A 25,053-nucleotide genomic window follows, 5' to 3' on the forward strand; every position below is an offset into this window, starting at 1 on the left:
TATTCGGCGAGCGTTTCGCCACGAGGGCACGCACAGACCCCTGCAAAAGAGGGAGCCGGTTGGCGTCGACACTCCTCCGTAATCCCCTCGCAGACATTCGCGCCGCCTCACGGGGTCCATTGGCAGGGGGTGACGTGCGAGGGCGGCCCGCCCGGCTCCGACAGGTTTGAAGGAACAGCGACCGTGATCCGCCCGAGCGGACTTGCCGAGACGGCCTCACCTCCGCAGCCGGCCTCGCCCTGGTGGGACGAAGTGCGGGCGACCTTGCGCCTGTCCGCACCGCTCGTCCTCATCAACCTCGCTCAGCACGGGCTCGTCGCCTCGAATGCAGTGCTGCTGGGGCGCCTGGGCGCCGAGCCGGTCGCCGCCGGCGCCCTGGCGACCAGCCTCTACCTGCTTCTCTTCATCGGTGGGATCGGGCTCACCTCCGCGGTGGCACCCCTGGTGGCGGAAGCGGCGGGCAGCGGCCGCGCCGGCGGGGAGGGCGCCGTGCGCCGCATCGTCCGGGCCGGTCTGTGGTTGGGCTTCCTCCTCGGGGCGGCCTTGATGCCCCTTCTGTGGCACATGGAGGCGCTGCTGGCGCCGCTCGGCCAGGATCCGTCGGTTTTGCGCGATGCCGGCACCTATATGCGGGTGTTGCAATGGTGGATGCTGCCCGCGCTCGCCTTCATGGTCTTGAAGGGTACACTCGCCGCGCTCCAGCGGCCCGCCGCTCCCCTCGTTGTGAGCGTCGGCGCTCTACCGCTCAACATCGCCCTCGGCGCGTTCTTCGCCTTCGGACTGCCGAAACTCGGCATCGTCGGCGTGGCACTCGGCACGGTTCTCACCGAATGCTTGGCGCTCGTCGGTCTGGTGATCGTCATCGGACGCGATCCGGTGCTGCGCCGTCATCGCTTCTTCACTAGTCTCTGGCGCTTCGACGCCGAGACGCTTGTTCGGATCCTGAGGGTCGGCGCGCCGATGGGCGTCGCGGGTGTCGCGGAGGCCGGCCTGTTCGAGGCGGCGACGGTGGCGATGGGCACCTTCGGGACCGTGCCGCTCGCCGCCCACGCGGTCACGCTTCAGATTGCTGCGACCTGTTTCATGGTCCCCAACGGCATCGGGCAGGCCGCGACGGTGCGCGTCGGGCGCGCACTCGGCGCAAGGGACACCGCCGGATTGAGACGGGCCGGTGCCGTGGCGATCGGGCTCGGCTTCACCTTCATGGCGGCCTGCGCCGTCCTCCAGCTCGCCGCGCCACGCTCGCTGATCGGCCTGTTCCTCGACGCGGAGGCTCCCGGTGCCGCCGACGTGCTGCCGGTCGCTGTCGGGTTCCTTGCCTTCTCGGCGCTGTTCGCGATGTCGGACGGTGTGCAATCGGTGGCGCTGGGCGCGCTACGCGGCCTGCAGGACACCGCCGTGCCGATGGTCATCGCCCTCACGGGCTATTGGGGCATCGGTGTGCCCCTCGGGGCAGCCCTCGCCTGGGGAGCCGGATGGGGCGGGCAAGGCATCTGGGCCGGATTCTGCGCCGGACTGCTCACCGTCTCGATCCTGCTCGTGACCCGCTGGCTGCGGTTGAGCGCGCGACCCCGCGTCTGAACCGCGCAGCATCTGCGCGCGCGGAACCGGGCCGGTGCCATCCGGTTCCGAACCGGACCCATTTCTGACAGCGGCAGGACGCGATGGCGGGCAAGGACGATCACGCAGAAATCTGGACGGAGTTCAAGGAAGCCGTGAACATGACGGCCTCGTCCCTGGAGAAGTTTCTGGAAAGCGACGAGAGCCAATCCGTCGGCCAGAAGAAGGGGGGCGGCGAGGCAACCGGCCACAAAGAGGGAAGGCGGATCGTCGAGATCCTTCACAAGAAGAAGGCCGATCTCTCCGATGACGACTATTCTCATATGAAGAAGGTCGTCGGCTATATCCACCGCCACCTGAAACAGGGCGGGCCGGACGAGAAGGAAAAGGTCAAGGACTCGCCCTGGCGTCTGTCGCTGATGAATTGGGGTCACGATCCGCTGAAGGATTGATGGCGGTCATCGAACGCTGCGCCGGAGGCACGGCGTTGCGTTCCGACTGATCGCGGTCTTGAGCGGCGGCCTTGCCCCGTTCGTCGGTCGTTTCCCCCCATGACGGCATCCGAGACAAGCGGATGCCGCTTCCGTGCAAGGCGGATGCGCCATCGGCGGGCAAGCTTGCCGCGTCTTTGCGTTGCTCGGCCTTGCCTCGGAGGACCGGCGCGCTCACAGCTTCGCCGATCTGAGGAGGCGTTCCGACATGTCCTTCTCCCGACTATCGGCCGAGAGGCGCCCGTCCATGATCTCACCCGAGCCCGCGATCGATGCGGCGGCCTATCGCGAGGCGATGGCACAGGTCGCGAGCGCGGTGCATCTCGTGACCAGCGATGGACCGGGCGGGAGGTCCGGTTTCACGGCGACGGCCGTGTGCAGTGTGAGCGACGCGCCCCCGACCCTCTTGGTGTGTCTCAACCGGTCCGCTTCCGCCTATCCGGTGTTTCAGGCGAATGACAGCTTGTGCGTCAACACGCTGGCGGCATCGCAGCAACCCCTGGCCGAAGCCTTCGGCGGCGCCCTGCCGCGCTCGGAGCGGTTCTCCGTCGCGCGCTGGGATCGCCTCGTTACAGGCGCGCCAGTGCTGTCAGGAGCGCTCGCCGCCTTCGATTGCCGCATCGCCGATCGCTCGATCGTCGGCACCCACGAAATCCTGATCTGCGAGGTCGTCGCCTTGACGATCGCGCCGGCCCACGATGAGCCGGACGGCAGCCTGCTCTATGCCGGACGACGCTATCGCATCATGCCGCCGGCAGCGGACGCGGACGATGTCACCCCGGGGCGGGCGTGAGGAACGGTCTCGAGGCGGTGTTTCCCGTGGACGGCGCGCCGGTTCGGGGTTAATTTTTCGGTCGCTTCATCGCAGGACCATAGGGCCGTCACCGACGGATTCCGTTCTTCCGCCAGTCAGGGGCGTGTCCATGTCGATCGGCCGCCTCACACGACTCGCCGTCTTCGGCTTTGTGCTGACCTGCGGACCGAGCTGGGCCCAAGAGCCGGCTGGCGGCGAGGCCTCGAGCTGGACCGACCCACCGGCTCGTACAGCACCGTCGGAGCCCGCCAGGACATCGGCCCCCTCGCCGGAGCCGCCGCGGAGCGAGCCTCGACAAGCCGAGCAGCGCCAGACTGCACCGGTCCGCGCCAATCCTGTTCCGTCCAAGGCCGACCCGGCAATCTCGGAGAGGGCGACACCGCCGGCCGAGCCGACAGCGGCCGAACTGCGCCAGGACGCGATCCGCCGTGCGGTGGCACGCTCGACCGCGCAACGCGAAGCCGAGGCGGCGGCCAGGGACGCGAGAGCCGCCCGCGTTGCACGACGCAGCGTCGTCGAGCGTGCGGAACCGAAGCGGCGTTCGGCCGAGCCATCGCAGCGTTTCAGCGATCGGTTGGCCCCGCGCCCATACGAGCGTCGGACTTCGTTCGCCCGGAGCATGCGCCGTCCCGTTTACGGCTACGCCGATCCCGTGCCGTATGATCCCGGCTATGGGCGTTCCGAGGGCAGGGCCGCGATGCGGTCTTCGCCAATCTGGCAGGGCGAAGGAGAATTCGATGACAGGGCGCGCCGCCTCGCCCAGGCTCGGTCGGCGGGCTACCTCGTCATGCGCTCGCGGAGTTACGCTTATCCGGACGGCACCGTGGTCCGCCGGCTCGCGCCGATCGACGGCGACGATTTCGACGATTGATACCGAATGGTCGCCCTACGAGGCGTTCCGGATTCTAGATCCTGAACGATACGCTCGAGGTTTCGCGCACGAAAAAGGGTGCCGCGAGAGGACGCAGCACCCTGGATTGTTATTCGGGTCGTCAGATCGCGCCGTGACGGATCTTCAGCGGATACGGCCCGGCCGGCTCGGCTCGAACACGATGCGGCGGTGATAGGCGCACCAGCTCTTGCCGTCGGCCACCGGCGCGCCGCAGCACACCGCTTGGTCGCTCGGCTCGCCGATGATGAACTTGCAGACGAAGGCGCCGGACTGCGCGAAGGGCACCCGGAACTCGGCCGAGGGCTCCGCAATCGGATTGGCCTCGCCGACCTGCGGCAGGCGGAAGAGTTGGTTCATCGGTTCGACACTCGAAATTTCAGTCTCGCTGACGTCGGTGCGAGGGCGGGGCGGTGCCCGCGGGAGGGGAAGATCAGGTCCGACCCGGCTTTTCCGCTACACCGGGGCCCGCAGGCCATGGGCCGGGACCGCGCAATCGCGGAGGAAGCGAAGAATCAGGTCGGCCGTTGATCGATCGTAAGTAATCCGCTTTGCGCAACAGGCAAGCCCCGCGTCAGTCGCAGGCCCCCTGCACACAGAGCAAATGTCGAAAACCACGCCTTTTAACGATCATGGAGTGATGGCCAGCAGGCCCGTTTCCTTGTGACCCTGAGAGTGCAATGGTGTCGGCTCTCCCTAGAACAAGGTCACCGGCTCGGTATGCACGCTCTCATCACCGGCTCGGCAGGCTTCATCGGTCACGCTCTCAGCCGTCGCTTGCTGGCCCAGGGGCATCGCGTGACCGGCTTCGACGCCATGTCGGATTACTACGACGTCGAACTGAAGCGAGCCCGCCACCGCGATCTCGCGCAATACTCGGGCTTCACCGCGGTCGAGGCGCGGCTCGAGACGCCGGGTGCGGTGCGCGATGTGATGGAAGCGGCCAAGCCCGACATCGTGTTCCACCTCGCTGCGCAGGCGGGCGTCCGCTACAGCCTCGTCAATCCACAGGCCTATGTCGACGCCAATCTCGTCGGTGTCGCCAATATCCTCGAAGCGGTGCGGGCGCATCCGGTGCGGCACCTGATGCTGGCATCGACCAGTTCGGCCTATGGCGGCAATATCAGCCTTCCCTTCCGCGAAACCGACCGTGCCGTCACGCCCCTGACGTTGTACGCCGCGTCGAAGATCGCGGGGGAGGCCATGGCGCATTCCTACGCACATCTCTTCTCGGTGCCGACCACGGCGTTCCGGTTCTTCACGGTCTACGGACCCTGGGGGCGGCCGGACATGGCGCTGTTCTTGTTTACCCGTAAGATTTTGTCGGGGGAGCCGATCGAAGTCTTCGGCGAGGGGGCGGCCGAGCGCGACTTCACCTATATCGACGATCTGGTCGATGCCATCGTGCGGCTCTCGGATCATCCCCCGCCGCTCCCGTCCGAAGGCGGGCCGGTCTCGGACGCCGATACGCTCAGCAACGTGGCGCCCTACCGCCTGGTGAACATCGGCGGCGGTCGTCCGGTGCGGCTCGATGCGATGATCGGTGCTCTGGAGGCCGCCTTAGGTCGGGAGGCTTTACGGATCCTCAAGCCCCTCCCGCCGGGCGATGTCATTCGCACCCATGCCAGCACCGCCCTGCTCGATGCGCTGATCGGTAAGGTTCCGGAAACTCCGTTGGAGGTCGGTATTCCGGCTTTCGTCGAGTGGTATCGCTCTTACTACCCCGACGCATGATCGGGATTCGATCTTGTTGCGCTCCTATTGATGTGGAGTTCCGGTTCGGAAACCCCGGTATACGTAGAACGGTGTTCGCATGTGCGAAAAGTGTTTGATAGAACGGTCTGACTCGAGACGTCACTGATCGCACCCGGCTGCGGTCGGCTCAGGGCCCGTCACGGGCTCGACGGACACGCCAGAGAGGGTATTCGATGCGGATTGCGATGATTGGTTCAGGCTATGTCGGCCTGGTGTCGGGTGCCTGCTTCGCCGATTTCGGCCATGACGTGGTGTGCGTCGACAACGATCCGAAGAAGATCGAAGCTCTGGAAGCCGGCCGTATGCCGATCTACGAGCCGGGTCTGGAAGCCTTGGTGGCCGACAATGTGCGCCAGAAGCGCCTCTCCTTCACCACCGATCTCAAGCCCGCCGTCGCGGGCGCGGACGCCGTTTTCATCGCGGTCGGCACGCCCTCGCGCCGTGGTGATGGCTTCGCCGATCTTTCCTACGTCTACGCCGCCGCCCGCGAAATCGCCCAAGCGGTGACCGGCTACACGGTCGTGGTGACCAAATCCACGGTGCCGGTTGGCACCGGTGATGAAGTCGAGCGCATCATCCGCGAAGCCCGGCCCGACGCCGAAGTGGGGGTTGCCTCCAACCCCGAATTCCTGCGCGAGGGCGCCGCCATCGGCGACTTCAAGCGTCCCGACCGCATCGTCATCGGCGCCGAGGATGAGCGCGCGGCCGCCGTCATGCAGGAGGTCTACCGCCCGCTCTATCTCAATGCCGCGCCGATCATCGTCACGGGCCGCCGCACGGCGGAACTGACCAAGTACGCCGCCAACGCATTCCTGGCGACCAAGATCACCTTCATCAACGAGATCGCGGATCTCTGCGAGCGGGTCGGCGCGAATGTTCAGGAGGTCGCGCGCGGTATCGGCCTCGATAACCGCATCGGCTCGAAGTTCCTGCATGCAGGCCCCGGCTACGGTGGCTCCTGCTTCCCCAAGGACACGCTCGCCCTGGTTAAGACGGCTCAGGATTACGCGACGCCGATCCGGATCGTGGAAACGGTGGTCTCGGTCAACGATCAGCGCAAGCGCGCCATGGCGCGCAAGGTCGTGGCGGCGGCGGGAGGCTCGGTACGCGGCAAGACCGTGGCCTTGCTCGGCCTGACGTTCAAGCCGGACACGGACGACATGCGCGATGCGCCGTCGCTCTCGATCATCGCCGGACTACAGGATGGGGGCGCCAAAGTGGTGGCCTACGATCCCGAGGGTATCGAACAGGCGCGTCCGCTTCTCGAAGGCGTGACCTATGCCGACGACGCTTATAGCTGCGCCTCCGGCGCCGACATCCTGGTCATCGTGACGGAGTGGAGCGCGTTCCGCGCCCTCGACCTGCCGCGTCTGAAGACCCTGATGAACGCCCCCGTGCTCGTCGATCTGCGCAATGTCTACTCGCCGACCGACGCCGTGAAGCACGGTTTCCAATATGTGGGCATCGGCACCACACCGTCCAACGGCTGATGTGATTCCCGTCCCGGATCGGATCCGGGGCGGGACCTTCGCTGTCAGCGGGCGGTTCGGCGAGACAGCATGGTATAGAGCACTTGGGCGGCGATCACGCCCAGCACCGCCGCGGTCCCCTTGACCGAGAAATCGAACATCCTTCCGTGCCGACTCACGGTGAGGCCCTGCGCGATTTCGAGAAGTCCCGCCATGGCGACGCTTCCCACCATCGCCAGCAACCAACGGCGGGGATAGGACGTGGCGAGCAGGAAGCCGAACAAGGCATAGGCGATCGCACGCTCGAGATGCGGCGAGGCGATGACCGGGCGTGCCTCGATCGGCGAGAGCGTCACGAAAACGAGGATCGCCGCGACGGTCCAGGCTGCGAAGCGTACGAGGATCAGCATCGCTTTGTCGTCGCCCAGCCATGGCACGACGGTCAAGCTCCGTTTCCGGATAGGCTGACGCGCCGCGAATGCACACCTCGCCGTATTGATCCGGCGGCCCAATGCGGCCTCCAAATCTGAGGATGCACAATCTTCGCAAAAATTGTCGTCTGAAACGCTGATCGATTTGTGGCGGACATACCCAATTTGGAGGATGCATCGTCGCAGCCCGCGATGCCTCTTGTTCCTATCGTTCAAGTTGCCACAGCGCGGCATCCGCTGAACGGCCACGGACGCATTGGGTTCGTGGCGGACGATGACGAGGGGGACAGATAATGATTCGAGAAAGCGAGGGGTTGCCCCGCTGGCTCCAGCGCCGGGAAAATCGACGCTCCGGTCGCTACGACGGCGACAAGGTCGTGCGTTGGATCGCGCGAAGAAACCTCAAGATGCGCGATCCGGCTTCGCCCGGCGAGGTTGCCGCGCCGGCCGAATGGTCACGCCTGTCGAATTACAACGGACTTCGTCTGGTCTCTGACAACTGAAGTTCGGCCGGAATGGTCGAGCCGTCGGGATCGAGCGTCTCGGGGGACGGACGCCCGCGATCGGACGAGAACGCCACGGATCCGGGACCTCTGACCTAGCCACGCGACCGGCATGCTGATCGGCCGCGTGGTCTATCGCGAAGATCTCAAATCGATTTCGGATCTGGCCTACAGCATGGCACTCAGCGCTGGCGGATATCGGTGATGATCCAGCAGCCCAAATGCTGTGCCGGCGCCGGTCGAAAACGGCCTTGGACGGGTGGATAACAGGCGAGACGAATGCTCGTCCTCAAAGATCATGAACGACTGTCTTGATGAGGCCGGTCAAACAACTTGGCATGGCCTCCGGGCAGGTTCATGATCGATCCCGATAAGCCGCCCGATCACGCGGCGGCGTCGGAGGGTCGTCCCATGCTTGCCGCCAATCGCCTCGTCAAAGCTGCCTGGATCGCCGTCGATGTCACCAAGGAGCGGGCCGAGCGCGTGCTCGTGGTCGAAGCCTACATTGCCGTGAGCCCGCTGGAGAAGAACTACGACGCGGAGCGCTACGAGCGGGTGGTGGAAGATGTGCGGCGTGTGCTGGCCGCTCACCCTGAAATCGATCGTGCTTCGATCCTCAGCATGCATCGCGACACGGGATGCGCCGCCCTGTTCCGCGCGAAGCCGGCCACGGCGGCCTGAGGTCGGTTCCGGCAGGCTATGGCAGTCAAGGGGCACTGCGGCTGGATTCGCGGGATAATCCAGATTCCGCGCGCTTGGACCGGGTACCCGGCGGCGTGACCGATCCGACCGCCCGCCGGAAGTCCCCGTTACCTCACGGAACGCGGATTGACGGCTCGACGGCATCGCCACGTCGAATCTCTGCCGGCTGGTGCCGCCGGCCCACGAGCAGAAGCGATCGCTCTGAAGGTTTCGGATCGATCCCGGAGCGGATTCAATCCTGGCCGCCATTCTCCAGGAACAGTCGGTAGGCCGGGTTGTCGGTCTCGTCGATGCAGGGATAGCCGAGCGCGTCGAGGACGGCGTCGAACCGGTCGCGCTCGGCCGGAGGCACCTCGATACCGGCGAGCACCCGGCCGTAATCGGCCCCGTGATTGCGGTAGTGGAAGAGGCTGATGTTGAACCCGTCACCGAGGGCATCGAGAAACTTCATCAGGGCGCCCGGCCGCTCCGGGAACTGGAAGCGGTACAGCCGCTCGTGCGGGAGGCCGGTGGCCCGCCCGCCGACCATGTAGCGGACATGGACCTTGGCCATCTCATTGTCGCTCATGTCGGTGACGGCGTAGCCGTCCTTCTCCAAAGCGGCGATCAGATCGCGCTTTTCCGGCAGGCCGCCGGGGAGGTTGACGCCCACAAAGATGCGCGCCTCCGAACCCTTGGCATAGCGATAGTTGAATTCCGTGATGGCCCGCGGGCCCAAGGCCGCGATGAAGGCCCGATAGGCGCCCGCCCGCTCGGGAATGGTGACGCCGAGCAGCACCTCTCGCTGCTCGCCGATTTCCGCCCGCTCGGCGATATGGCGCAATCGATCGAAATTGAGATTGGCGCCGGACGAGATCGCCACCAGCGTGCCCGCCCCGGGATTTTGTGCGGCCCAGGCCTTCGCGCCCGCGAGGCTCAGCGCGCCGGAGGGTTCGGACACGGCGCGGGTGTCATCGAACACGTCCTTCACGGCCGCGCACATCGCATCGGTGTCGACCGTGATCACCCCATCGAGATGCTCGCGGCAGAGCCGGAACGTTTCTTCTCCCGCTTGCCGCACGGCGACGCCATCGGCGAACAGGCCGACGGTGGGGAGGGTCACGCGCTCGCCCGCCTCGAGGGCGGCGGCCATACAGGCGGCGTCGTCCGGTTCGACGCCGATCACCTTGGTCTCGGGCCTCAGATATTTCACGTAGACCGCGATGCCCGCGGCCAAGCCGCCGCCGCCGATCGGTACGAAGATCGCCTCGATCGGCCCGGAATGCTGATGCAGGATCTCCATCCCGATGGTGCCCTGGCCGGCGATGACCTCCGGGTCGTCGAACGGATGCAGGAAGGTCAGGCCCCATTGCGTTTCGAGGCGGCGGGCCTCGGTCAGGGCCTCGTCGAAGGCGTCGCCGTGCAGCACGACCTCCGCCCCCCGGGCCCGGCAGGCATCGACCTTGATGGCCGGTGTCGTGCGCGGCATCACGATCACCGCGCGGACCCCGAGCTTGGCTGCGGCCAGGGCCACGCCCTGCGCGTGATTGCCGGCGGAGGCACAGATCACCCCCCGAGCCAGCTGGTCGGCGGGGAGCGATGCCATCTTGTTGTAGGCGCCGCGCAATTTGAATGAGAAGACGGGCTGGAGATCCTCGCGCTTGAGCAGCACCGAGCGACCCAACCGCTGGGTGAGCCGCGGCATCGGAAGGAGCGGGCTCTCGATCGCCACGTCGTAGACGCGGGCGGACAGGATCTTCTTGACGTAATCGGTCACGGGGCAGGCATCCGGCCGCAGCTGCGGGCCGAAGAGGATCTCCGGCCCTCTGATCGCGTGAGCGCGTCTGCCGAGAGACCGTCGAACGCGCGATGGGGAAGGACGTCGGTTTAGCCTGTTGCGTTGCGGGAGGCGAGGGGATCGGGGACGCAGGTCGCTCTTGCGCCTCGCCCCGTGCAGGTGGCTCTTGTCAGGCCTCGCGGGCGGTGGGCATGGTTTCCGGCATGAACGATGTGCCTTCCGAGATCGAGCGCTTGGCGCGCCTCGAGATCCGCCTCACCGAGCAGGAAGCGGTGATCGACGATCTGAATGCGACCATCACGGCGCAATGGAAAGTGATCGATCGGCTGACCCGGCAGCTGTCACGCCTGCAGGAACAGGTCGAGGAGAGTGCCTTCCGGACCGCCAGCGGCGGCCCTGAACCGCCCCCGCCGCATTACTGAGACAGGTTTCGGATGCGATATTCCGCCCGTCGTGTTGGCGGCCGCTCGCCCTTCGGGATGAGCCGATTCAAGATCTTGCGGGGCCGGTGATGCCGGACTCAGATTCGGGGACGGGTACGCCATGAAGGGTTCGGTTCGGCGTATGCCCCTGGCCGTTGCCCTCGCTCTCACGTCGAGCGCGGCACTCGCCTTGGATCGCGCGGCGCTGCCGTCCGAAGCGCCGATGGAGGCGTGCCCTGAGCAGGGTGCGGGATTCGCGCGGATTCCCGGGACCTCGACCTGCCTGCGCGTTTCAGGGCGCGTCGCCGCTGGAATCGATGCGGGAACACACGGAAGCGCGGCACCGGTGCGGGGTCGCTTCTCGGTCGATACGCGCTCCGACACCGATCTCGGGCCGGTGCGCTCGTTCCTCCGGCTCGACGCGGGACGCCACTGAGGGTTTGCCCGGCAAGCCGCCCGATAGTTCGGACTAATCGTCGCGATACACCCGCTCACGGCGCTCGTGACGCTCCTGCGCTTCGAGCGAGAGCGTGGCGATAGGGCGGGCATCGAGGCGCTTGAGGGAAATCGGCTCGCCGGTTTCCTCGCAGAAGCCGTAGGAGCCGTCCTCCAGGCGGGCAAGCGCCGAGTCGATCTTGCTGGTCAGCTTGCGTTGCCGGTCGCGGGCTCTGAGCTCGATGGCGCGATCCGTTTCCGAGGAAGCGCGGTCGGCGATATCGGGATGGTTCTCGTTCTCGCTTTGGAGCGCACTGAGGGTATCCTGCGCTTCGCGCAAGATTTCGCTCTTCCAGTTGAGCAGCTTGCGCCGGAAATACTCCCGTTGCCGCTCGTTCATGAAGGGCTCGTCGTCGGAGGGCCTGTAGCCGTCCTCGATCGTGACCTTCGCCATCGTATTCGCCCTCGCGCTCCCTGCCGGTCAGCGGCGATCTCGGCAGGGCTATAATCGAGCCGAGCAAGCTCCACAACGCACGGAGGCCGCCTCATGCACCGCGACGTGCATTGGCTGTGCCGTTGCGGCAAACACGTCACGGTGTTGATGGATCTCAGGGTGCGGAGGGGCGATCCCGGCGCTCAAGAAGCCCATTCAGAGTTGCGGCGATCTCGTCGGCGAGCGGCCGCGCCAGGTTGTGGCGGTAATGCGTGTGGTCGAAAAACAGGGTCGGATCGTGCGAGGCCGGGCGGTCGCGACGCGCATCGACGACGCGACCGAGAGGATGGCGCGCCAGAGCCCCGATCATCGCGGCGCGGCAAGCATTTTCGGCCTTCGCTCGTTCGGTGCCCGCCCGCCCTGTGCCAGCGACATAGACGGGCGGAAAGACCATCACGACCGGTACCTCGGCCGGCAGAGCCGCCAAGAAGGCGGCAAGGCGGTCGGCAGCGGGAAAGCCGGGGCCAGAGGTGGCGGGGTCGGGATCGTCCGGGACCGGTGTCTCCCGTACCCTGGTCAGGAACGCGGCATCCCTCTCGCCGAGCCGGATGTACTCGGGCTCGTAATCCCAGAAGCCATCCGCCCGCGCGACCTTGCGGTTCCTGGAACGCAGCCAGCCGATGCGACCGACGACCTCCTGGGCCACCGGCCAGCGCAGCAGGCCGCGCAGATAGGACAGGATGTCGGGGCTATAGAGCCAGAACGGGAACGGCTTGTCGTTGGGAAGAGCCGGGTCGCCGACGCACCAGAAATCGTCGATGCCGAGCACCAGCGCCTCGGGCTTGGGATGATGGCGCAGGAACCAGCCCATCAGGGCGAGCTGCTCCGCCGGGCGGGTCGCCGTGACCGACAGCTGCACGAACGGGATGTTGGTCGCCGCACTGAGCCGTGTCGGCTCGATCAGTTGAATGCGCGAATTGCCGAAGATCGCTCCGGTGAAGGCGGGATCGCGTCCGCGCGAGGCGGCGGCCGTGCGCGGGCCCTGCGGGCGAACCGCGCCCACCGAGAACAGGGTCGACCGCCCGCTGTCGTAAGGATCGATCAGGTAGGCCAGCGCGAGGAAACCGGCGAAGAGGCCGAGGGCGACGTGTAGGAACAGGCGGGCGAACCCTGCCCAATCGCCCACCCTTGCCCGGTCGGATGCGGAACTCCTCATGATCAGAACCGGAAGTAGATGAACTCGTAGTTCGCGTCGTCCCCGATCTTGAGAAGGACGACGACGAACAGGACGGCGAAGAGGGCGGCGAGCCGGCGGCGCGGCGAAAGCCGGTGTACGGCGGCCCAGGCGCTCGGACCCAGGGTCGCGACTGCGGCGGCCATCAGAAGCGTGCGCCATTTGAAGCCCGAGCCGAGCTCGCCGAGGCCGAAGAGCCCCGCATAGATCGCCCCCGCCGCCGTAAACGAGGTCGCGCGGAACAGCACCCAGGTCAGCATGACGAACAGGGTCGTGAGCGCCCAGCCGAGCAGGATCGGCATCGGCCATCCCGCGCGCCGCCACAGGACGCCCGCGCCAAGGCCGATGCCGTGCGCGGCGCCCCAGGCGACGAAGGTCAGTCCCGCGCCATGCCACAGGCCGCCGAGCGTCATGGTGGTGAACAGGGCGCCGACTTGCATCGCGAGGCCGCGGCGGTTCCCACCGAGGGGGATGTAGAGATAGTCGCGCAGGAAGCGCGAGAGCGTCATGTGCCAGCGACGCCAGAAATCGCGCAGGGAGCCCGCGCGATACGGAACGTCGAAATTCTGCGGCAACACCACGCCGAACAGGAGCGCGATACCGAGCGCCATGTCAGTATAGCCGGAGAAGTCGAAATAGATCTGAAGGCCGAAGCCGAGCGTCGCCTGCCACGCCTGCGCCGTCGTCACCGCCGCGCCGTCGGCGGCGGCCTGGAACACCGGGTTGACCATCGCCGCCAGCGGATCACCCAGGAGAACCTTCTTGGCGAGCCCAACGGTGAGCAGCATCAGACCGCGCCCGATCCGCTCGGCGGCGTCGGGCCGCTGGTAAGGACGCTCGTCGAACTGATGCACGATCTCGCTCCAGCGCACGAGCGGGCCGGCGAGAACTTGCGGGAAGAAGGCGATGTAGAGCGCGTATTTGGTGAACCCGAGGCAGGGCGCGCGCCCCGCCCTCAGGTCGGTCAGGTACATGATGTGGTGGAAGGTGAAGAACGAGATTCCGAGCGGCAGCACCAGATCGAGATGCGGTGGGCTGAGGCCGGGGATCAGAGCGGCCACATCGGCGAAAAATCCTAGATATTTGAAGGCGGCGAGAAGAGCGAGATTGGCAGCGATGGCGGCCGGGAACAGCCAGGGATACGGCCGCTTCGCCAGAATGCGCGCGATCAGCCAATTGAGCGTGATGGAAGCGCCGAGCAGCGGCAGGAAGCGCCAGTCCCACCAGCCGTAGAACACGAGGGAGAGGCCGAGCAGCAGGGGCAGCCGCAGCGCGGGCCGGTAGCGCTCGATGGCCGCGTGCAGCAGGAATGCCGCGGGTAGAAAAGCCAGAAGGAAAACGAAGGAATTGAACAGCATCGCGGGCGGGTGAGATCGTCTCTCCTGGCGAGACCGGTGTGTCCGCTCACGGGCGCCGCGTTGTCATGGATCGCTACGGGACCGTCAATGGTGGCGACGACTTCCGGGTCGATCCCGATCACGTCAGCCACCGTTCACCTTGCCCGTTCTAAGCCTTGCTGTACGAGCGGGCCGAGCGGCCCGAACGGAGAGGATATCGTACGATGATGCACGCGAAGGCGTTCGCATTGGCTGCGGTGGTCGCCGGCAGCCTCGGATGGGCGGGAAGCGCCCAGGCCCTACCGCTTACCCCCGCGCCGCTCGGCGCCGGGGAGGGGGCGTTGGTGGAGCGCACGGCCGGGGGCTGCGGTCCCGGTTTCCATCCGAACCCCTGGGGCATCTGCCGCCCGAACCTGTACGGCCCTCGGCCGTATTGGGGGCGCCCGGTCTATGGCGGGCCCTACGGCTATTATCGCCCCCGGCCGGTCTACCGGCCCTACGACTATGACGGCCCGCGGCCGTTCTACCGTCCGCGCCCTGACTATTATTGAGACGATGGCGGCATCCGGTCCCTCGGCCGGGTGCCGCCCTCAGGCGCTCCGCGCCATATCCAGCTTGGCGAGTTCCACCGCCGCCCGCACTTCGATCTCGGCCAGGAGCCCATCGAGGCGCGGATCGCCGCTCTCGGGAGTCCGCTCCGCGAGGCGCCCGGCAATGGCACGCAGATCCGACGTTGCCACCCTGCCGCCGATCAGCGCCGCCTTGAGCCGATCGAGCCCGTCGAGGAGGTCGTGACCGCGTTGCACCGAGCGACGACGGCGCTCCTGCGGGGTATCAGAACCATCCTGCCCCTGAAGCGTCAGGATCGCGTCGAGTCCGGCGAGCATGCCGGTCTGCGCCGTGCCGGCCGTGCTCGCGCGTTGCGGTTCGGTCTCTCCCGCCGTGAAGCCGCCCGGCGCGGTGGCGCGGCGCGAGCCCGACACGGAGCCCGCGGCGGCGGCGGCAAAGCGTGGGTCGACGCGCATCAATCCGGCCCTTGAAAAAGAGGGGCGAGAATCGGCCGCCACGGTTAAGCGCCGGTAAACGTCCCGGCAGTTCCTGCCGCCCCGGCAGAAAGCCGCCCGGTCCTGGAGTGGTGCTGCCGTCGCGTCGCTCTGAAATAAATCAAATCGAACAACAGCTTAGTGCGAGGTTCCGGCTGGCATGATCCTGGCTGTGCAGAGGGCATGACGCCGAACCCGGTCGAAGTCCCTCCGATGCCGCTCCCGAAGCGCCTCCTGCCGTTCCGCCTGCTGGCCGTTCTGGCCTGCCTGCTCACGGCCATTCCTGGAGGAGCCTTGGCCCTGTCGCGGGTCAAGGACCTTGCTTCCATCGAGGGTGTGCGCGCGAACCAGCTCGTCGGCTACGGCATCGTCGTGGGCCTCAACGGCACCGGCGATACGCTCAACAACATACCCTTCACCAAGCAATCCCTGCAGGCGATGCTGGAGCGCCTGGGCGTCAACACCCGCGGCGCCACGATGCGCACGCAGAACCTCGCCGCCGTGATGGTGACCGCGAGCCTTCCGCCTTTCGCGACCCAGGGCACCCATATCGATGTGACGGTGTCCTCCCTGGGTGACGCGAAATCCCTGCAGGGCGGGACCCTGTTGGTGACGCCGTTGCTCGGGGCCGACGGAGAGGTCTACGCCCTGGCCCAGGGCTCGGTCGCCATTGCGGGCTTCTCCGCGGAAGGCGAGGCCGCCAAGATCACCCGCGGCGTGCCGACCAATGGGCGCATCTCCAACGGAGCCCTGATCGAGCGCGAAATGGCGTTCAAGCTTAATGAGGCGCGCACGCTCCGCCTGTCGCTGCGAAACCCGGACTTCACCACATCGAAGCGGATCGCTGCGGCCATCAACGATTTCATGGGGGCCGACACCGCCGAGCCGATCGATCCGGCCACCATCACCCTTCAGATTCCCGCCAAGTATCGCGGCAACATGATCCGCCTCATCACCGAGGTGGAGCAGTTGAGGGTCGAACCGGACCAGACCGCCCGCGTGGTGGTGGACGAGCGCTCCGGCATCATCGTGATGGGCCGCGACGTGCGGGTCTCCACCGTGGCCATCGCCCAGGGCAACCTCACGGTCACGATCACCGAGCAGCCAATGGTGAGCCAGCCCGGCCCGCTCTCGAACGGACAGACGGCGGTGGTGCCACGGACCGGCGTGAAGGTCGATACGGGTGACGGCAACAAGCTGGCCCTGGTGAAGGAAGGCGTGACCCTGCGCGAACTGGTGGACGGCCTCAATGCCCTCGGCGTCGGCCCCCGCGACCTGATCTCGATCCTTCAGGCGATCAAGACCGCCGGCGCGCTCCAGGCCGATATCGAACTGATGTGACCCCGACATTTCGGAGGACCGAAGTCATGTTCCCCCTCGCGACCTTCGCGGCCTCGGCGGCCGTCGGTGTGGGCAAGAACCTGCTGCAATCGCTGTCGAAGACCGACACCGACACGATGGACACGTCCAAGGCGGCGGTCAAAGCTCGCAAGACCGCCGACGATTTCGAGAAGATGTTCCTGGAGGATAGCCTGGAACGTCTCACACAGAGCGAGGGCACGGAAGGCCCCCTTGGCGAGAACGGCTCGGGCGGCGGGGTCTGGCGCTCGATGCTGACCAAGGAATACGCCAATGCCATCGTGAAGAGCGGTGGCGTCGGGATCAGCAACCAAGTCTATTCCGAGATGATGCGGATGCAGGAGGCCGGTCGTGGCGGCAAGTGAGACCCCCCTCCGCCTCAGCGACCGTGCCGGAGCGCAGGCCTTCGTCCAGAACCTGCTCGCCGTGATGAGCGAGCTCGAATCGGCGCTTGGCCGTGAGAGCGACGGCGTGCGTGCCGGGCGCATCGCCGAGGCAATGACGGGCGCCGCCGCCAAGGCGGACCTGGCCGCCGCCTACACGACCGGGCTGGAGACCGCGAAGGCCAATGCCATCGCGCTGGCCCGTTTCGCACCGGAAGGATTGGAGGCGCTGAAGACGGCTCAGCGACGCTTCGCGGCCGTGCTGGAGACCAATCAGCAGGTTCTGGCCACCGCCCGCACCGTGTCCGAAGAGCTCATCAAGGCGCTCGCCGAAGAAGTCGGGAAAGCCCACACGCCCACCGTCTATGGTCGCCCCTCGCACAGTCCCTCGCCCTATGGCCGGGCTGGCGCCAACAGCGGACCGCTGATCCTCTCACGCAGCCTGTGACCCGGGGCGGGTCGCTCGCATGACCGATACTTCGATGATCGCGGATCGACCACCCTTGGGCGAAGGGCTGGGTGCGACAAACCAAACCTCGGCGATCGCTTGTGCCCGATATCACGCAGCGTGCGGTAGCGAAATCTGAACACATTGTATCTTGTTGCGGCTGCCAAGCCTGCGGAACCTTCGCCATCTGTATCGCTTGCCCCCGAACACAATCTTCGGAGGTAGCGCCCATGTCCAACGACGTGCTGATTCCATTGCTCGCCGTTTTCACGATCGTCGCGGTCGCGGGGTTCGCGGTCTGGCAGCGGGGCCGGGTCGCCCAGTCCAAGAAGGATCCGCAACGCTCGAGCTTCACCCAGGCTCACGGAGAAGCACCGCGCCCGAACCGGCCGGGCACGGAACACTGACGGTTCGTCCCATCAGAGCGATCGGTCTCTCGCATCCATCGTCCGAGACGATCAGGCGAGCCGAACGACGAGACGCGGACTGCGTTACGCGAGGTGGGTCGGCTCGACCCACCAACCCGGTTGTGCGGAACGCACCGCACGCGTCGCCGTCTCGGCGCATTCCCCATCGGTGAACAGAGCGAACACCGTCGCGCCCGAGCCCGACATCCGGGCCAGGCGGCAGCCGGGCTGAGCCCGCAACAGTTCCAGAGCGTCCCCGACGACAGGGGCCACGGTGAGGGCCGGCTTTTCGAGATCGTTGCGGGCCGGGGTGATGGCCGCGAGCACGCTGTCGGCATCGAGACCGGCGGCGATGGAGGGATGTTTTTCCCCGTCCAGAGATTGGCCGATCGCCAGCCCGAGAGCTTTGAAGACCGGTGCGGTCGCGACGGGAACGCCGGGATTGACCAGAACCGCAGGGAGGGCGGCAAGATTGAGGACAGGGCCGACGGCTTCGCCCGCGCCCGTCATCATTCGGGCGCGCGGATCGAGGCAAACCGGTACATCGGCACCCGTGGCCCGCGCCGCCGCCATGATTGCGGGGTGGTCCAAAGGCAGGCCGTTCCGTTCCGCCAGCAACCGCAGGGCTGCAGCGGCGTCCGAGGAGCCGCCTCCAATACCGGCTGCCACCGGCAATTCCTTGTGCAGATGGAAGGCCCCGGCCGTCAGATCCGGTAGGCCGGCCAGGAGATGGCGGGCGGCACGCAAGACGAGATTGTCGTCGAGGGGTCCCGCCGGTCCGGCGGTCGGACCAGAGATGTCGAGGGTCAGACCTGGTCCAGGATCGAGCGAGAGAGTGTCCGCAACATCGGCGAAGGCCACGAGACTTTCGAGCACGTGGTAGCCGTCCTCGGGCCGACGGCCGAGCACGTGCAGAGTCAGGTTGATCTTGGCCGGAGCACGGGTGGTAAGGCGGGACACGGGCTCTCGGCCGGACGGAAGACGATGACGCCTGCCTTAGGGGTGACGGGCGGTGCGGGCAAGCCGTCGCTCGTGCGAAGGGCCCGGCGCGGGTGCGTGACCCACGCCGAAGCCGTTCCGTCACCAGCGGTGATGCCAGCCCGCGCGGTGCCAGCCCCAGCCGCCGTGATGGCCCCAGGGGCGATGCCAGCCGACATGGCGATACCCCCACGGACGGCCCCAGCCGACATGGCGGTAACCCCAAGGGCGCCGCCAACCATAGCCGTAGCCGTACACGACCGGGCGGGCGTAATAGACCGGACGGTAGGCGTAGGGCCGCCAGTTCGGCTTGCACCAACCGGACCAGCCGCGGTGGAAACCGGGTCCGCACCCGTCGCGGGCTTCGGCGGTCGTCGCCGTGGCGGCGATGGTGCCGAGGGTGAGCAGCGTTGCCGCGGCAAGCTTCAATCGCATGATTGTCCTCCTTCGGTCATGGGTGACGCTCCGGAACGACGTCGAGAAAGCGATCGTTGCTGGATTACGAAAGTTTAATATTCCGGCCGGAACAATACAGCGAGTCGTGAAGTGCCGATCGCGTTCTGTTGCTGGTCTATGTCTGAGTCGCTTGAGTCGGATCAAGATATGGTGAGATCTCGGGACTCGCGGTCGTGATCCATGCGCCGCCGTCCCAAGGCCCATTGTTCTCGTCAAACCAGCCCGATCTTGTTTTGTGAGACTTCGCGCAATGGCGTGTTCGGGCGCGGCATCGCGCCGGTCAAGTGCTTCCAGCGGCCGTCCGAGTGGCAGAGAATGGCGCGCACCGTCGTGCGGATAGGCCCGACATCCCTGCGGCCTGGGTGATCGACCCTCGGGAGCGATCCGGGGGGAGGAATGCGGGCATTCGTCGGTACGGACCTGAGCCATGGCTCGACACCCGCCACAGTCAAGGCGCTGCGCGGAAGAAAGGGTCTGAGTTGGGATATACTGTCGGCCGACCCCGGACGGCCGGCCGGATCTCCCGCTTTGGACGGGAATAGCGGGGAAAGCCTAGAGGCGGTCCACGGACCACCACACGCTCTCTTGCGAGAACCGATATCGCCTAGCCGCGCACCCGAATTCCGGATGCGCGCGCCTGAGTCCGTCGCTGCGCTTGCAGGATGTCCGTCCGAAGACGGTCCTAACCGCCCGGCTTCTTATCGGCCGAGCCCGGCGCATCCCCCGGCGCGGGAGCCCCCTTGGGCAGTTCCGGGTTCGCCGGATTGTGCGGGGCGGCCACGGGTGCGGGGACTTGTTCCGCCGGGGCGGGCGGGTTCTCGGCGGTGGCGGTCGGCTTGTCCGGCTCGGGCAGGCCATCCTTGAGCTTCGCGTTGATCTTTTCGAGATCATCCGGCTCGGGATTGAGGTCCTTGGCATGCTGCCACTGGAACTTTCCCTCCAGCCGCCGCCCGGTGCGCCAATACGCATCGCCGAGATGGTCGTTGATGGTCGGATCGCCGGGCTTCAGCTCGACGGCCTTCTCCAGCTCGCGCACCGCGTCGTCCCAGCGGCCGAGGCGGAAATAGGCCCAGCCGAGCGAGTCGATGATCATGCCGTCGCGGGGCGAGAGATCGACGGCCTGCTTCAGCATCTTGAAGCTTTCGTCGATGTTCATGTTCCGATCGACCCAGGAATAGGCGAGGTAATTGAGAACCTGCGCCTTGGCGTTGGGCTGGGTCGGGGGGAGCAGGGTCAGGGCCTTCTTCAGGTCGGCCTCCGCCTCGTTCCACTTGCCGGCCCGCTCGTAGGCGGTGCCGCGGAAGTAGAACAGCGTCCAGTGATTGGCCTCGACGCCCGCCGGGATCAGCTTGATCGCGCGGGTATAGGTCTCGGCAGCTTCGGCGAACTTCTTGCGCGAGCGCTGCACGTTGCCGACGGCGGAGATGACGTCGATGTTGTCGGGGTTGGCCTTGAGCACGGTGTTGAGATGCTCGAGTGCCTCGTCGCCCCGGCCCATCTGCTCGAGGTTGAGGCCGATCTGGATATCGGCATTGAGCTTGAGCGGGGAGCTCGCCGGGATCTGGGCGTAGGCCTCGTTCGACCGCTCGGTCTGCTTCATCCGATCGAGAGTGTCGGCGAGCGTCAGGCGCGCGACCGCGTGCTCGGGGGCGAGGTAAAGGGCCAAGCGAAGATAGACGACGGCGGGCAGTTCGTCGCCCTGCGTCGAGCCGGCGGAGCCGAGGCCGTACAGCACCTCCGCCGCACCTTCCTGCGCCGAGGCGATCAGCGGCGGCAACGGCTTGCCGGCCTTGAGCTTGTCCAACGCATCCACCACCATCGGGTGACGCGGCATCGTCTTCTCGAACTGGCTATAGGCGTCGATCGCGAGATCGGTGCGGCCGATACCCGCCTCGAAGCGCGCATAGGCATCGACGATGCGCAGGGTGCTCTGATCGGCGTCGAAGGCCGCTTTCAACTTGCGCTCCGCCTCGGCCTTATCGCCCACGAGGGCTGCGATCAGCCCGGCATGGTAGTCGCGGAAGACGTTGAAGTAGCGCTCGCCGCGCAGGCGGTTCAGCGTTTCGTTGGCGCGCTTGCCGTCACCCGCGCCGGCATAGGCCCAGGCAGTCAGGAGCGTGGCGGTCAGGTCGGCGGCGGCACCCTTGCCGCTGCGGGCGAAGCTCTGACGCGCAGGTCCGTACTGCCCGGCTTTCAGCTGACGCACACCCAGCGCCAGCTGGGCAAGCCCGTTCGAGCCTTCGCGGGTCGCGAGCCGCTCGGCGGCGCGGAACGCGTCGGTCATGGCGCCGTCGGCCAGGAGCGAGACGAAGGCGCGCTCCAGGAGTTCGGCGTTGCGCGGATCACCCTTCACCGCCTCACGGTAAAAGCTGGCCGCGGCGGCGGTGTCCTTCGAGGCGCCGGCGATATAGGCGGAGAGGAAGTTGCCCTCCAGCGATTCCGCCGGCTCGTATTCGGAGATCGGCGAGGATTCCCGCGGCTGCAGCGCGGCGGCCGGCAGAGTGCCGGCCACGGAGCCCAAGAGCATCAGGGCGAGCGCGGCAGCGCTCCGGCGGGCGGTGGTTCCGTTCATGATCACCAGACGCGGCTCCATGCGGCGCCGCGCGAGGGTTGCCCCTCTTGTCGACCGGCACCGGTTCGGCGGGGGACACTGAACTCCTTCCGCCATGACCGCAAGGCGAAAGGATGGCGCGGGGGAGAGGCGTTTTGGCCGTTCAAGAATCCCCCGCGATCTCCGCCTTGGCGTCCTCGACGAGCCCCGCAAGGCCGGCATCGACCTCGGAGCCGAGCAGCGCCCGCTCCGCATTCGTGAGATCCTTGGCCCAGGCGCCGCCCCCGAAACCCTCACGGCAGCGGGCGCGCTCGGACTCGATGGCGGCTTCGGTTCCGGCCGGGTCCGCCCGCATCGCAGCGACGAAACCGAACCATGCCGCGCGTTCCACCACCGCGAGGCGGGCGCGCAAGCGCATCTCCACCGCGCGGGCCGGATCGACCGCTCCCTCGTCGTTTTCGGCCATCGTGGATCCCCGTTTCGCCTCAGCGGCGCTGCTCGCAGCGCGTCTTCACGTAGGTCTTGGAGTCGGTTTCGGTATGCCCTGCACTGGCAGCGAGAACCGGCCCTTGGATCAGGCATTCCTGAAGGGTGTGCGCCGGGCCGACGATCACGTCCAGCGCCGTCTCGCGCGAGCAATCGGGCACCTGAACCGTGGAAGCGCAGACGAGGGCAACGACGAGGATCGGGTTCATGCGGGTCCGGCCTCCGATGGGGTCCGACCGGCAGCGATCGGGCTCGGAAGTTAGAACGGCCCGGCGGCCCGACGCTCCCGAAAAATCCCGTGATCCGGCTGCGTCACAGTCGCACGCGGACGCGCACGCGTCGTCCCGCCGATGGGATGTCCGCCGGAAGCCTAGGAACGATGCCCCGGCTCGGTTGCGCCGGGACCTGGGGGCATCGAAATCCCGACGTCGGCATCTCAAAACGCTCAGAGGCCGCGACCGGCAAGGGGTGCGCTCAAGGCCCGTCCGCGTTCTGCCCCAAAAAAGTCGCAACAGAGGCCTGTCTTCCGCGCCTCCGGACGGGGTCGTTGCGAGGAGGCGACATGTCTTTCGACGTCATCCTGACGAGATCAGCCCAGGAACTCGGCGAGAGTCGTGGTGTCTTGCCAGATCTCGAAGAGCGGGCGCGGGGCGAGATCGCAGATCTTCCCGGCGATGGCCTGGAAGAATTGGAGCGGCGGCTGTTTCATGCCTTCGCCCTCGATGACGGTACCGCAGTGATCTGCTCGCTCACCGCGGACGGGGCCGTGCGCGTCGATGCCTGCGAGGCGGACGCCGCAGCCTGAACGCGATCCGGAACCCACGCGACGAGAGCTGGATTCCTCCTCCCGATCAACGACCCGTCGAGGAGGAACCATGTCCCATGATACCGTCGGCATTGAGGCCGACTTCGCCACCCGCGAATCCGCCCACGCGGCCAAGAACCGCCTCGTGCGGGCGGGCTTTGCCCGCAACAGCATCGACATCTTCCGCGACGGCGACGGCTTCGTCGTCCGTCTGCCGATCCGCGAGGAGAACCGGGCGCGCGCCGCCCGCCTGCTGAAGGGCACCGCGTTGGTCGAGCGCGCCAAGCACAGCGGCTGGGCCGCCGCCGACCGGGTCGGCAGCCAACCGCTTCTGGCGCTGGGCATCGCGGCGCTGGCGGGCTTCGCGATCTACGGGCTGACCAACCGGCGCTGAGTCCGCTTCAGCCTTTCTCGAAGTAGCGGTTGCCCGGCCGCTTCAGCCCGAGATGGTCACGCAGCGTCGTGCCTTCATACTCGGTGCGGAAGAGGCCGCGGCGCTGCAATTCGGGCACGACCCCGCGGCAGACATCGTCGAGTCCCTCGGGCACGAAGGGGAACATGACGTTGAAGCCGTCGCAGCCCTCGCCGTGAAGCCATTCGGCCATCCGGTCGGCGATCTGCTCCGGCGTGCCGACGAAGGTCAGCCCGCTATAGCCGCCGACCTTCTGCGCGAGTTCGCGGACGGTCGCGCCGGTACGGCGGGCATAGTCGACGATCTGCGCCTGCCCGCTCTTGCTGGCGTTCGATTCCGGAATCTCCGGCAGCGGCGCGTCGAGCTCGAAACCCGAGGCGTCGGTGCCGAGCCGGACCGAGAGATTGGCGAGGCCGCTTTCGACCGGCACCAGGGCGTCGAGCCGCGCCTTCTTCGCCTTCGCCTCCTCCTCGGTGCCACCGACCACCACGAAGGCACCGGGCAGGATCTTCAGGGCGTCCGGGTCGCGGCCCGCCGCCCGCATCCGGCCCTTCACGTCGGCATAGAACCTTTGGCCGGCCTCGAGCGTCGAGGATGAGCCGAACACCACCTCGGCGGTCTCCGCCGCGATCTGCCGGCCCGCCTCCGAAGCGCCCGCCTGCACGATCACCGGCCAACCCTGGACCGGCCGAGCCACGTTCAGCGGGCCCTTCACCTTCAAGAACTCCCCCCTGTGGTTCAGGGTGTGCAGCTTGTCGGGATCGAAGAACAGACCGGCTTCGACATCGCGCACGAAGGCATCGTCCGCCCAGGAATCCCAGAGTCCGGTGACGACTTCGTAGAACTCGCGGGCCCGCGCATAGCGGGTGGCGTGGTCGAGATGGGCGTCGCGCCCGAAATTCAGGGCCTCGTCGGGATTGCCCGACGTGACGAGATTCCAGGCCGCCCGACCCTTGGAGATGTGGTCGAGCGAGGCGAATTTTCGGGCGACGTGATAGGGCTCGTTATAGGTGGTCGAGGCGGTGGCGATCAGCCCGATCCGTTCCGTCACCATGGCGAGCGCCGGAAGCAGGGTCAGCGGATCGAACGAGGTGACGGTGGCCGAGCGCTTGAGCGCCTCCATCGGCATGTTCATCACCGCCAGATGATCGGCCATGAAGAAAGCGTCGAACTTCGCCGCCTCCAGCGTGCGGATGAAGCGTACGAGGTGATCGAGATTGAAGTTCGCATCCGGAAAGCCGCCCGGATAGCGCCACCACGCGGTGTGAATGCCGATGGGGCGCATGAACGCGCCGAGGTGGAGTTTTTTGCTGGTCGCGTTCCCCATGCCTGCCTCCGGCTCGAGCCTGTCGCCCCGCACGATATGGCGTGGATCGCCCATCGCCGCATCGTCGGACTCGCGGATGGGGACAGGTAGGCCGAGCCGGACCCGATTGACTGCACCGTGATCCGGGAGAACCGCCGCGTTCGCGA

Annotated in this window: 30 protein-coding genes; 17 read left to right on the top strand and 13 right to left on the bottom strand. The window is 66.9% G+C overall.

Annotated elements, in window-relative coordinates:
• The first annotated feature begins 183 nt into the window (after positions 1–183).
• The 4 genes from MFF26_RS04735 to MFF26_RS04750 all read left to right on the top strand — a co-directional run bounded on the left by MFF26_RS04735 (position 184) and on the right by MFF26_RS04750 (position 3,736).
• Positions 184–1,581 carry an MATE family efflux transporter gene (locus MFF26_RS04735; protein ID WP_238307664.1) on the top strand — a complete coding sequence of 466 codons (1,398 nt, stop codon included), beginning with the start codon at positions 184–186 and terminating at the stop codon, positions 1,579–1,581.
• A gap of 83 nt (positions 1,582–1,664) precedes the next feature.
• Positions 1,665–2,012, top strand: coding sequence for a DUF3140 domain-containing protein (locus tag MFF26_RS04740; protein ID WP_137829040.1), 348 nt, complete (start codon positions 1,665–1,667; stop codon positions 2,010–2,012).
• A 286-nt stretch (positions 2,013–2,298) separates the two neighbouring features.
• Positions 2,299–2,844, top strand: coding sequence for a flavin reductase (locus MFF26_RS04745; RefSeq protein WP_238307665.1), 546 nt, complete (start codon positions 2,299–2,301; stop codon positions 2,842–2,844).
• 130 nt (positions 2,845–2,974) lie between these two features.
• Positions 2,975–3,736, top strand: a complete 762-nt coding sequence (locus tag MFF26_RS04750) for a hypothetical protein (RefSeq protein ID WP_238307666.1) — start codon at positions 2,975–2,977, stop codon at positions 3,734–3,736.
• A 144-nt stretch (positions 3,737–3,880) separates the two neighbouring features.
• Here the strand turns inward: MFF26_RS04750 and MFF26_RS04755 are convergent, their stop codons facing one another.
• On the bottom strand, positions 3,881–4,114 hold the full coding sequence (locus MFF26_RS04755; protein ID WP_137829043.1) for a hypothetical protein: 234 nt from the start codon (positions 4,112–4,114) through the stop codon (positions 3,881–3,883).
• A 360-nt stretch (positions 4,115–4,474) separates the two neighbouring features.
• Here MFF26_RS04755 and MFF26_RS04760 point away from each other — a divergent pair, with 360 nt between their 5' ends.
• Both MFF26_RS04760 and MFF26_RS04765 read left to right on the top strand, forming a co-directional pair.
• The gene (locus MFF26_RS04760) at positions 4,475–5,488 is read left to right on the top strand and encodes an NAD-dependent epimerase/dehydratase family protein (RefSeq protein WP_137829044.1); all 1,014 of its coding nucleotides are present in this window, start codon (positions 4,475–4,477) and stop codon (positions 5,486–5,488) included.
• A gap of 194 nt (positions 5,489–5,682) precedes the next feature.
• Positions 5,683–6,999 (top strand): UDP-glucose dehydrogenase family protein, encoded by a 1,317-nt coding sequence (locus MFF26_RS04765; RefSeq protein WP_137829045.1) that lies wholly within the window; start codon positions 5,683–5,685, stop codon positions 6,997–6,999.
• A 44-nt stretch (positions 7,000–7,043) separates the two neighbouring features.
• Here the strand turns inward: MFF26_RS04765 and MFF26_RS04770 are convergent, their stop codons facing one another.
• Complete coding sequence (locus MFF26_RS04770) at positions 7,044–7,415, bottom strand: VanZ family protein (protein WP_238307714.1); 372 nt, start codon at positions 7,413–7,415, stop codon at positions 7,044–7,046.
• Positions 7,416–7,723: 308 nt separating this feature from the next.
• Between MFF26_RS04770 and MFF26_RS04775 the strand changes: the two genes are divergently transcribed.
• Both MFF26_RS04775 and MFF26_RS04780 read left to right on the top strand, forming a co-directional pair.
• On the top strand, positions 7,724–7,912 hold the full coding sequence (locus tag MFF26_RS04775; protein WP_238307668.1) for a hypothetical protein: 189 nt from the start codon (positions 7,724–7,726) through the stop codon (positions 7,910–7,912).
• A gap of 411 nt (positions 7,913–8,323) precedes the next feature.
• Positions 8,324–8,593, top strand: a complete 270-nt coding sequence (locus MFF26_RS04780; protein ID WP_137829047.1) for a hypothetical protein — start codon at positions 8,324–8,326, stop codon at positions 8,591–8,593.
• 253 nt (positions 8,594–8,846) lie between these two features.
• On the opposite strand, the gene ilvA is transcribed toward MFF26_RS04780, so the two are convergent.
• Entirely contained in the window at positions 8,847–10,370 is a 1,524-nt protein-coding gene (gene ilvA, locus MFF26_RS04785; RefSeq protein ID WP_137829048.1) for a threonine ammonia-lyase, biosynthetic, read from the bottom strand.
• A 224-nt stretch (positions 10,371–10,594) separates the two neighbouring features.
• Between ilvA and MFF26_RS04790 the strand changes: the two genes are divergently transcribed.
• Positions 10,595–10,813, top strand: coding sequence for a SlyX family protein (locus tag MFF26_RS04790; RefSeq protein WP_137829049.1), 219 nt, complete (start codon positions 10,595–10,597; stop codon positions 10,811–10,813).
• Between the two features lie 142 nt (positions 10,814–10,955).
• Positions 10,956–11,249, top strand: a complete 294-nt coding sequence (locus MFF26_RS04795; protein WP_238307670.1) for a porin — start codon at positions 10,956–10,958, stop codon at positions 11,247–11,249.
• Between the two features lie 33 nt (positions 11,250–11,282).
• Here MFF26_RS04795 and dksA read toward each other — a convergent pair whose 3' ends face one another.
• From dksA to MFF26_RS04810, 3 genes are all read right to left on the bottom strand, one after another.
• Positions 11,283–11,702 carry an RNA polymerase-binding protein DksA gene (gene dksA, locus MFF26_RS04800; protein ID WP_137829051.1) on the bottom strand — a complete coding sequence of 140 codons (420 nt, stop codon included), beginning with the start codon at positions 11,700–11,702 and terminating at the stop codon, positions 11,283–11,285.
• 154 nt (positions 11,703–11,856) lie between these two features.
• Positions 11,857–12,897, bottom strand: a complete 1,041-nt coding sequence (locus tag MFF26_RS04805; protein WP_137829052.1) for a hypothetical protein — start codon at positions 12,895–12,897, stop codon at positions 11,857–11,859.
• 2 nt (positions 12,898–12,899) lie between these two features.
• Positions 12,900–14,273: an MBOAT family O-acyltransferase gene (locus tag MFF26_RS04810; RefSeq protein WP_137829053.1), complete on the bottom strand. Its 1,374-nt coding sequence runs from the start codon at positions 14,271–14,273 to the stop codon at positions 12,900–12,902.
• Positions 14,274–14,476: 203 nt separating this feature from the next.
• On the opposite strand from MFF26_RS04810, the gene MFF26_RS04815 reads away from it, so the two are divergent.
• The gene (locus MFF26_RS04815; protein ID WP_137829054.1) at positions 14,477–14,803 is read left to right on the top strand and encodes a GCG_CRPN prefix-to-repeats domain-containing protein; all 327 of its coding nucleotides are present in this window, start codon (positions 14,477–14,479) and stop codon (positions 14,801–14,803) included.
• 39 nt (positions 14,804–14,842) lie between these two features.
• Here the strand turns inward: MFF26_RS04815 and MFF26_RS04820 are convergent, their stop codons facing one another.
• Positions 14,843–15,277 (bottom strand): flagellar assembly protein FliX, encoded by a 435-nt coding sequence (locus MFF26_RS04820; protein ID WP_137829055.1) that lies wholly within the window; start codon positions 15,275–15,277, stop codon positions 14,843–14,845.
• Between the two features lie 231 nt (positions 15,278–15,508).
• Between MFF26_RS04820 and MFF26_RS04825 the strand changes: the two genes are divergently transcribed.
• From MFF26_RS04825 to MFF26_RS04840, 4 genes are all read left to right on the top strand, one after another.
• Positions 15,509–16,636, top strand: a complete 1,128-nt coding sequence (locus MFF26_RS04825; RefSeq protein ID WP_137829056.1) for a flagellar basal body P-ring protein FlgI — start codon at positions 15,509–15,511, stop codon at positions 16,634–16,636.
• Between the two features lie 26 nt (positions 16,637–16,662).
• Complete coding sequence (locus tag MFF26_RS04830; protein WP_137829057.1) at positions 16,663–17,019, top strand: rod-binding protein; 357 nt, start codon at positions 16,663–16,665, stop codon at positions 17,017–17,019.
• Positions 17,006–17,485: a hypothetical protein gene (locus MFF26_RS04835; RefSeq protein ID WP_238307671.1), complete on the top strand. Its 480-nt coding sequence runs from the start codon at positions 17,006–17,008 to the stop codon at positions 17,483–17,485. The genes MFF26_RS04830 and MFF26_RS04835 overlap by 14 nt, the downstream gene beginning before the upstream one ends.
• 230 nt (positions 17,486–17,715) lie before the next feature.
• On the top strand, positions 17,716–17,892 hold the full coding sequence (locus MFF26_RS04840; RefSeq protein WP_171015450.1) for a hypothetical protein: 177 nt from the start codon (positions 17,716–17,718) through the stop codon (positions 17,890–17,892).
• Between the two features lie 84 nt (positions 17,893–17,976).
• Here MFF26_RS04840 and MFF26_RS04845 read toward each other — a convergent pair whose 3' ends face one another.
• The 5 genes from MFF26_RS04845 to MFF26_RS04865 form a co-directional block, all read right to left on the bottom strand.
• The gene (locus MFF26_RS04845; RefSeq protein ID WP_137829059.1) at positions 17,977–18,852 is read right to left on the bottom strand and encodes a 4-(cytidine 5'-diphospho)-2-C-methyl-D-erythritol kinase; all 876 of its coding nucleotides are present in this window, start codon (positions 18,850–18,852) and stop codon (positions 17,977–17,979) included.
• A gap of 120 nt (positions 18,853–18,972) precedes the next feature.
• Positions 18,973–19,305 carry a GCG_CRPN prefix-to-repeats domain-containing protein gene (locus MFF26_RS04850; protein WP_137829060.1) on the bottom strand — a complete coding sequence of 111 codons (333 nt, stop codon included), beginning with the start codon at positions 19,303–19,305 and terminating at the stop codon, positions 18,973–18,975.
• 703 nt (positions 19,306–20,008) lie between these two features.
• A complete protein-coding gene (locus MFF26_RS04855) occupies positions 20,009–21,898 on the bottom strand; it encodes a tetratricopeptide repeat protein (RefSeq protein ID WP_137829061.1) in 1,890 nt (629 codons plus the stop codon).
• A 142-nt stretch (positions 21,899–22,040) separates the two neighbouring features.
• Positions 22,041–22,343 (bottom strand): hypothetical protein, encoded by a 303-nt coding sequence (locus MFF26_RS04860; protein ID WP_137829062.1) that lies wholly within the window; start codon positions 22,341–22,343, stop codon positions 22,041–22,043.
• A gap of 19 nt (positions 22,344–22,362) precedes the next feature.
• A complete protein-coding gene (locus MFF26_RS04865) occupies positions 22,363–22,572 on the bottom strand; it encodes a hypothetical protein (protein ID WP_137829063.1) in 210 nt (69 codons plus the stop codon).
• A gap of 353 nt (positions 22,573–22,925) precedes the next feature.
• Between MFF26_RS04865 and MFF26_RS04870 the strand changes: the two genes are divergently transcribed.
• Both MFF26_RS04870 and MFF26_RS04875 read left to right on the top strand, forming a co-directional pair.
• Positions 22,926–23,168 (top strand): hypothetical protein, encoded by a 243-nt coding sequence (locus MFF26_RS04870; RefSeq protein WP_137829064.1) that lies wholly within the window; start codon positions 22,926–22,928, stop codon positions 23,166–23,168.
• Positions 23,169–23,238: 70 nt separating this feature from the next.
• Positions 23,239–23,562 (top strand): hypothetical protein, encoded by a 324-nt coding sequence (locus tag MFF26_RS04875; RefSeq protein ID WP_137829065.1) that lies wholly within the window; start codon positions 23,239–23,241, stop codon positions 23,560–23,562.
• A gap of 7 nt (positions 23,563–23,569) precedes the next feature.
• On the opposite strand, the gene MFF26_RS04880 is transcribed toward MFF26_RS04875, so the two are convergent.
• On the bottom strand, positions 23,570–24,865 hold the full coding sequence (locus MFF26_RS04880; RefSeq protein WP_238307715.1) for an LLM class flavin-dependent oxidoreductase: 1,296 nt from the start codon (positions 24,863–24,865) through the stop codon (positions 23,570–23,572).
• Between the last annotated feature and the right edge of the window lie 188 nt (positions 24,866–25,053).

The organism is Methylorubrum suomiense (assembly GCF_022179765.1).
GTDB classification, from domain to species: domain Bacteria; phylum Pseudomonadota; class Alphaproteobacteria; order Rhizobiales; family Beijerinckiaceae; genus Methylobacterium; species Methylobacterium suomiense.